The following is a 5,976-nucleotide window of genomic DNA, read 5'->3' as shown; positions in this document are numbered from 1 at the left end:
GCGGCCATGGCCGCAGCGCTCGCCCATGAGCTGGCGCCCGTTTCCGTTCACTGACGTCGCCGGTCAGGCCGCCGAAGGCCTGACTGCGGCATCCTGAACCAGCAACGCGTGCAGGGCGTCTGCCGAGGTCGCCTTGCGCAGGTGTTCGCGCAGGCCGGCCTGACGGAGCAGGCGCGACACCTTGGCCAGCGCCCTCAGATGCTCGGCGCCGGCATTGGCCGGGGCAAACAGCGCGAACAGCAGGTCAACCGGCTGATCGTCCACCGAGCCGAACTCAATGGGGCTCTCAAGACGTATGAACACGCCGCGCATGCGGCCGAGGCCGTCCAGCCGGGCATGCGGCACGGCCACGCCATGCCCTACCCCGGTAGACCCTGCGGCCTCACGCTCAAGCAGGGCGTCCAGCACATCGCCGGCGTCGAGACTGAAACTGCGCGCGGCCATCTCGGCGATCACCGCCAGGGCCTTGTGTTTGTCGGTGGCGCCCACACGCAGGGAGATCGCGGTGCGATCCAGCAATTCGCCGATGTTCATAGCCTGAAGATCTAACCCTGGCTCGGGCGCGCCGGGGAGGGCGGTGCGCCTGCGAGCCGTCAAAACCATCCGTGGGCCGGACCAGGCCCCTCCCCTCATCCAGTACGGACCCTGGTCCGTTCCGGATCAATCCAGCCGATGTTGCCGTCGGGGCGGCGATATACCACCGAAAGTCCGCCGTGCGCGGCGTTTCGGAACACAATTGTTTGAGTTTCAGTCAAGTCCATTTCCATGACCGCCATAGAAACCGTCATCGAACGCACGGGGCGTTCGGTTTCGGCGATGATGATCGGTTCGGCCATACCGTCGCTGGGCGGGGTTTCGTCGGTCTCATCATCGTCATCGCTGGCGGCGATCACGAAGTAGGCGGCGCTCTCGGCCTGTTTGGCGAGCGCCTGGGTGTGATGGCTTTTTAGCCGGTTCTTGTAGCGGCGGACCCGCTTGGTCATCTTGTCCATGGCCGCATCGAAGGCCACATGGGCGTCGCTACCGACGCCGTGTGTGGTCAGTTGCTGGCCCGACGCCAGGGTCACGGCGCAATCGACCCGGAAGAAGCTGCCTTCGCGGCTGACCACCACATCGGCGGTCCCGCCGGCGCGGTCAAAATATTTGGAGATGTTGCTGGATATCTCGTCGGAAACCCGCGTCCGCAGTGCTTCGCCGACATCTACGTGTTTACCCGTGACATGAACTTGCATGGAAGGATCAACGCTCCGCTGGTGGCTATGTGTCAAGCCGGTGACAGGATGTGTATCGCCTGGTGGATCATGTTGACGAGAATGTGAGCCGCCAGCACCAGCACGCTGGCGCTGGTGACGGCCACGGCGAAGCCGATCAGCGCGATCAGCCCGTCGCGCTGGATCAGGGAAAAGGCCAGCAAGGTCACCGCCAGCCCGGGGAGGACATTGCCGAGCGGGATGGGCAGGATCAACACCACGGCCAGCGCCGTACAGACCAGGCCGATCAGGCGCTCGCCCACCGGGCTGAACAGCAGCACCAGCCGGGGCCTGGAAACGGCTTCGATTTTCTGCAGCCAGGGGATCACGCGCGGCAGGCCGGCTTTCAGTCCCGCGGTTGGAAAGGTGCGGCGCTTGACGCCCTGGGGCAGCCAGGGCGCTGACGCTCCGATCAGCAGTTGCGGGGCGAGCAGCAGCAATGGGACGCCCAGAATCGTCGTCGACCCTGGCGGCAGCGGCAGGACGCACACCAGCCCGAAAACAAACAGCAAGGCTCCGATCGCGCGGCCGCCGAACATCTGGGTCAGTTCGGCTACGGAAATCTGCGCCTCGCCATGAGCGGCGATCTCTATCAGGACGGCGGAAAGTGGAAGCTGGTTGGTCGAGGCGTTGGGCATCTATCGTCCATCTGGCGTTTCCGTCGCTCCTCGCCAAGTGGTGGGGCGCGGAATATCCTCAGGCGGGCTCCTTCAGCATCCGGCGTCGGTCAACGGACGACGGAATTCGCATGGCCTCGCGATATTTGGCCACCGTCCGACGCGCGATATCAACGCCGTCGCTCTTGAGCAGTTCCACGATCCGGTCGTCGGACAACACGTCGGCCTCGCGGGTCTCCCCGTCGATGAGCCGGCGGATCCGGTCGCGCACGCCTTCCGCCGAGTGCGCCTCGCCGCCTTCGGAAGACGAGATGGCCGAGGTGAAGAAGAACTTCATCTCGAAAACGCCGCGGGGCGTGGCGATGTACTTGTTCGAGGTCACGCGGCTGACCGTCGATTCGTGCATGCCGATGGCGTCGGCCACAGTCTTCAGATTCAGCGGCCGCAGGTGCTGCACGCCGAACGCCAGGAACGCGTCCTGCTGGCGGACGATCTCGGAGGAGACCTTCAGGATGGTCCGCGCCCGCTGGTCCAGGCTCTTGATCAGCCAGCTGGCCTGCGCCAGGCAGTCGGCGACAAAGGTCTTCTCCTGGTCACTGCGCGACTGGCCCGAAACGCGGGCGTGATAGCGATGATCCATCAGCACGCGCGGCAAGGCGTCGGAATTCAGCTCCACATGCCAGAGCCCGCCGGCGCTCTCGCGCACGAAGACATCGGGTGAAACCGGCGACGTGGGCTCACCGCCGAACGCAGCGCCCGGCTTCGGCGTCAGGCCGCGGATCTCGGCGATCATCTCGCGCAGATCCTCGTCGTCCACGCCGCAGATCTTGCGCAGCGCGGTGAGGTCGCGCCTGGCCAGCAGGGGCAGGTTGTCCAGCAGGGCGGCGATCGCCGGATCGTAGCGGTTCTGATCCTTCAGCTGGATCATCAGGCATTCGCGCACGTCGCGGGCCGCCACGCCGACGGGATCGAAGCCCTGGACCACGCCCAGCACCGCCTCCACCAGCGCCACCTCGCACCCCAGCCGTTCGGCCACCTCCTCGATGTCGGCCCGCAGATAGCCGCTCTCGTCCACCGCATCGATCAGCACGCCCGCGATCACGGTCTCGGCGGGAGATAGCCCCGAGGCCGACAGCTGGGCCTGTAGATGTTCCGACAGCGTCAGTTCGCGCGACAGCCGGCCTTCGAAGCCCTCGCCGTCCTGGTCGAAACTGCCGCCGGATCCGGCCTTCGACCAGTCGATGGCGCCCCCCGCGTCGGCGGCGGCTTCGGGCGCATCGCCGGTGGCGCGTTCGCCAGGCGACACATCGTCATGCGTGGCGTCGAGGTCGGCGCGGGCTTCGGCGTCGGCCACCTGTTCGGCGACGACCGGGCCGTCGGCCTCTGCGGCCGGCTCGGCATCATGGTCAGCCTCATCGCGCTGCAGCAGCGGATTGCGTTCCAGCTCGGCGTCGATGAAGGCCTCGACCTCAAGATTCGACATCTGCAGCAGCTTGATCGCCTGCTGCAGCTGGGGGGTGATGACCAGCCCCTGCCCCTGCCGAATCTCAAGACGTGCGCCAAGCGCCAAGCGAGTGCCCCCGAAGGATTGTTTCCTTGTGCCCAAGCTAGGGGCTGAAACCGACTGACTCGTTAACGCCGCACATCCGGCGGCGCCTTTCTTGCAGGATTGATTCGGGGTACTGTGCCGCCCATTCCCATGCGACGCGCCGACCGCCTTTTCCAGATCGTCCAGATCCTGCGCCGGGGCCGCCACCCGGTCACCGCCCAGGCGATCGCAGAGGAACTTGAGACCTCCAGGCGCACCGTCTACCGCGACATCGCCGACCTGATTGGCCAGCGTACCCCGATCCGCGGCGAGGCCGGTGTCGGCTACATCCTCGAGGACGGCTTCGATATGCCGCCCCTGATGCTGACCCAGGACGAGGTCGAGGCCGCTGTTCTAGGCGCCCAGATGGTGGTCGCCCGCGGGGATCCGGTGCTCAGCCGCGCCGCCCAGGACCTGATCGCCAAGATCGGCGCGGTCATCCCCGAGACGCTGCGCCCGCTGGTGCTGGAGCCCCTCACCCGCGCCGCGCCCAGCTGGCGTACGACCCCGGACAATGTGGACATGTCCCGCGTGCGCGCGGCGATCCGCGGCGGCCAGAAGCTCACCATCACCTACCGCGATGAGCGCGAGCGCGGCAGCCAGCGCACCATCTGGCCCTTCGCCATCGGCTATCACGAGACCACGCGTCACATCGTCGGCTGGTGCGAGCTGCGCCAGGATTTCCGCAACTTCCGGACAGATCGCATCTCGGATGCCGTGTTCACCGAGACGCGCTACCCCGACCGGCCCGAAACCCTCCGGGCCCGCTGGAAACGCCGCCAGGCCGAAATGTGGAGCGCCTGGCACGCCGAAAAGGCCGCCGCGTCCTGAACGGAGCCTTGTTCTCCAAATGTTCGATTCCTATCTCTCCGGCCATGAAGCCGCGCGCCACCTTCACCCACCAGATCGCCGTGCGCATCCTGAACGGCCTGGCGAGCGGTCAGGGGCTCCGGGCCATCTGTCGCGGCGCCGACATGCCGACCCGGCCCAGCGTCATGCGCTGGCTGGCCACACGCCCCGACTTCGCCCGCCTCGCTACGGACGCCCGCGCCGTCGGCGGCCTCACCGGCCCCGGCCGCCCGTCCAGCCACTCCGCCCCACTGGTCGACCAGATCTACGACCGCCTCTGCGCCGGCGAGCCCCTGCGCACGCTTTGCCGCGACCCGGCGATGCCCAGCCGCAGCACCGTCCACACCTGGTCGCGCCGCCACCCCGCCACCGCCGACGCCATCACGCTGGCCCGCGACATCGCCCAGTGGGCCGCCGCCGAACAGCAGTGGGAAACCTGGCAGGCCCAGGACCCGCAATCCCCTCTGAACAAATGAACCTTCCCCCATTGTTCAAGGGGAAAGTGTCGGCAAAGTTGACGGAGGGGTGGCGCCGGCGTGGGCGACGCCGCCAGCTCTTTCGCGTCGCGCTCCGCTGCTGGCCGCCTCCGTCTCCTCGACTAATACCGATAGGTCAGCATCAGGAAACCATTCCAGTTGTCGGAGCCTGCGTCGATCCGGCTGGCGCCGCGCAAGGAGAGCGCGAGACGATCCGTCACCGGGACCGAAACGCCAAGTGACAGGCGGCCATAGCTGTCCCTGGGCGTCGCCGCCGGCAAGGACCGCACCACGTCGGGGAAGCTGACCAGAGACGTACGGATGTCGGGCGAAGAGCTATCGAGGTCGGAGACCCACGATGCAGCGCCGTCAAACGAAACGCCCTTGAGATCAATTCGCCCGCGGAGGCCAAGCTCCACGTTCGCCGAGTCGAAGTGGCGCCGATAGATGATTTGATTAAGGCCGACAGCGCCGGTCTCCGTGTATTCCTTCAAACGCGTCTTTGTGCCGTTGAACCCGATAAAGGGCGCGAGGCGCGCCGTGTCAGTCTGCACAACGGGGTATGACAGAAACAGGCTTGAACCTGCCGATGCCGCACGCGTTTCGCCCCTGGCGATCTGGTCAGCAAGGCCCGTGGTGCGAGAGATTTTGTTCAGCTTGTCGCCGCCAGCGACAAGCGCGTACTCGATTTGAATGGGGCCGATGGCGCCCTGGATGGTCAGTGTGCTGCGTACGCCGTCGCTACTGAACGAGCCCAGCCTTTTGCCGTTGATGGTCCCCGCCAGGTTAACATCGCTGGTTGACGTATCGACGCCCAGGCCGAGGCGCCAGGTGGCCCCGAGCGGAAAGCTGTAGGAGAGCGCGCCATAGGTCGTGTCGGATTCAAAGCCGATCGCGAAGGGTTGGGTCGCGCGCGCGGTGCGCCCCTGGCCGAATGAAACCGTCAATTCACGTCCGTCTTCCCAGCGCCAGCCGGCGGCGGGGCCGATGGCGCGTTCCAGCGCGCTGCGTGTGGTGGCTTCGCTCAGCTCGCCTTGCGCGCTGATGGTGCGCGGCGCGACCAGGGTGTCGGTCGCCGCCGCCGCGAGCAACTGGTGCCCGCGCGCCGTCGGGTGCTGGCCGTCCCACCAGAGGCGCTTGGTTGAATCCGTGCAGACGGTTCCCGCATCGAAATCGACGCAGGGCTGGGTAATGTC

7 protein-coding genes are annotated in these 5,976 nt (G+C 66.7%); 2 read left to right on the top strand and 5 right to left on the bottom strand.

All coding sequences use genetic code 11. The features are described 5' to 3' along the window. Positions 1-63: 63 nt before the first annotated feature. From ACIQ3B_RS17785 to rpoN, 4 genes are all read right to left on the bottom strand, one after another. Positions 64-534: a PTS sugar transporter subunit IIA gene (locus ACIQ3B_RS17785; RefSeq protein WP_397404960.1), complete on the bottom strand. Its 471-nt coding sequence runs from the start codon at positions 532-534 to the stop codon at positions 64-66. A gap of 95 nt (positions 535-629) precedes the next feature. Continuing rightward, the gene (gene hpf, locus ACIQ3B_RS17780) at positions 630-1,232 is read right to left on the bottom strand and encodes a ribosome hibernation-promoting factor, HPF/YfiA family (protein WP_397404958.1); all 603 of its coding nucleotides are present in this window, start codon (positions 1,230-1,232) and stop codon (positions 630-632) included. Positions 1,233-1,264: 32 nt separating this feature from the next. Next, a complete protein-coding gene (locus tag ACIQ3B_RS17775) occupies positions 1,265-1,888 on the bottom strand; it encodes an exopolysaccharide biosynthesis protein (protein WP_397404956.1) in 624 nt (207 codons plus the stop codon). A gap of 58 nt (positions 1,889-1,946) precedes the next feature. Further along, on the bottom strand, positions 1,947-3,437 hold the full coding sequence (gene rpoN / locus ACIQ3B_RS17770) for an RNA polymerase factor sigma-54 (RefSeq protein ID WP_397404954.1): 1,491 nt from the start codon (positions 3,435-3,437) through the stop codon (positions 1,947-1,949). Between the two features lie 129 nt (positions 3,438-3,566). Here rpoN and ACIQ3B_RS17765 point away from each other — a divergent pair, with 129 nt between their 5' ends. Both ACIQ3B_RS17765 and ACIQ3B_RS17760 read left to right on the top strand, forming a co-directional pair. Beyond that, a complete protein-coding gene (locus tag ACIQ3B_RS17765) occupies positions 3,567-4,286 on the top strand; it encodes a helix-turn-helix transcriptional regulator (RefSeq protein WP_397404962.1) in 720 nt (239 codons plus the stop codon). Positions 4,287-4,330: 44 nt separating this feature from the next. Next, complete coding sequence (locus ACIQ3B_RS17760; RefSeq protein ID WP_397404952.1) at positions 4,331-4,780, top strand: hypothetical protein; 450 nt, start codon at positions 4,331-4,333, stop codon at positions 4,778-4,780. A gap of 122 nt (positions 4,781-4,902) precedes the next feature. On the opposite strand, the gene ACIQ3B_RS17755 is transcribed toward ACIQ3B_RS17760, so the two are convergent. Further along, positions 4,903-5,976, bottom strand: a 1,074-nt coding sequence (locus ACIQ3B_RS17755; RefSeq protein ID WP_397404950.1) for an autotransporter domain-containing protein, incomplete at its 5' end; no start/stop codon positions are given.

The organism is Phenylobacterium sp., from assembly GCF_044358365.1.
Lineage (GTDB): Bacteria > Pseudomonadota > Alphaproteobacteria > Caulobacterales > Caulobacteraceae > Phenylobacterium.
Note: the sequence above shows the minus strand (reverse complement) of the source record. Positions and strands in the feature narration are given on the sequence as shown.

Coding starts and splice junctions, on each gene's coding strand:
- ACIQ3B_RS17760 (WP_397404952.1), top strand. CDS start 4,331: ATGAAGCCGCGCGCCACCTTCACCCACCAGATCGCCGTGCGCATCCTG.
- ACIQ3B_RS17785 (WP_397404960.1), bottom strand. CDS start 534: ATGAACATCGGCGAATTGCTGGATCGCACCGCGATCTCCCTGCGTGTG.
- ACIQ3B_RS17765 (WP_397404962.1), top strand. CDS start 3,567: ATGCGACGCGCCGACCGCCTTTTCCAGATCGTCCAGATCCTGCGCCGG.
- hpf (WP_397404958.1), bottom strand. CDS start 1,232: ATGCAAGTTCATGTCACGGGTAAACACGTAGATGTCGGCGAAGCACTG.
- ACIQ3B_RS17775 (WP_397404956.1), bottom strand. CDS start 1,888: ATGCCCAACGCCTCGACCAACCAGCTTCCACTTTCCGCCGTCCTGATA.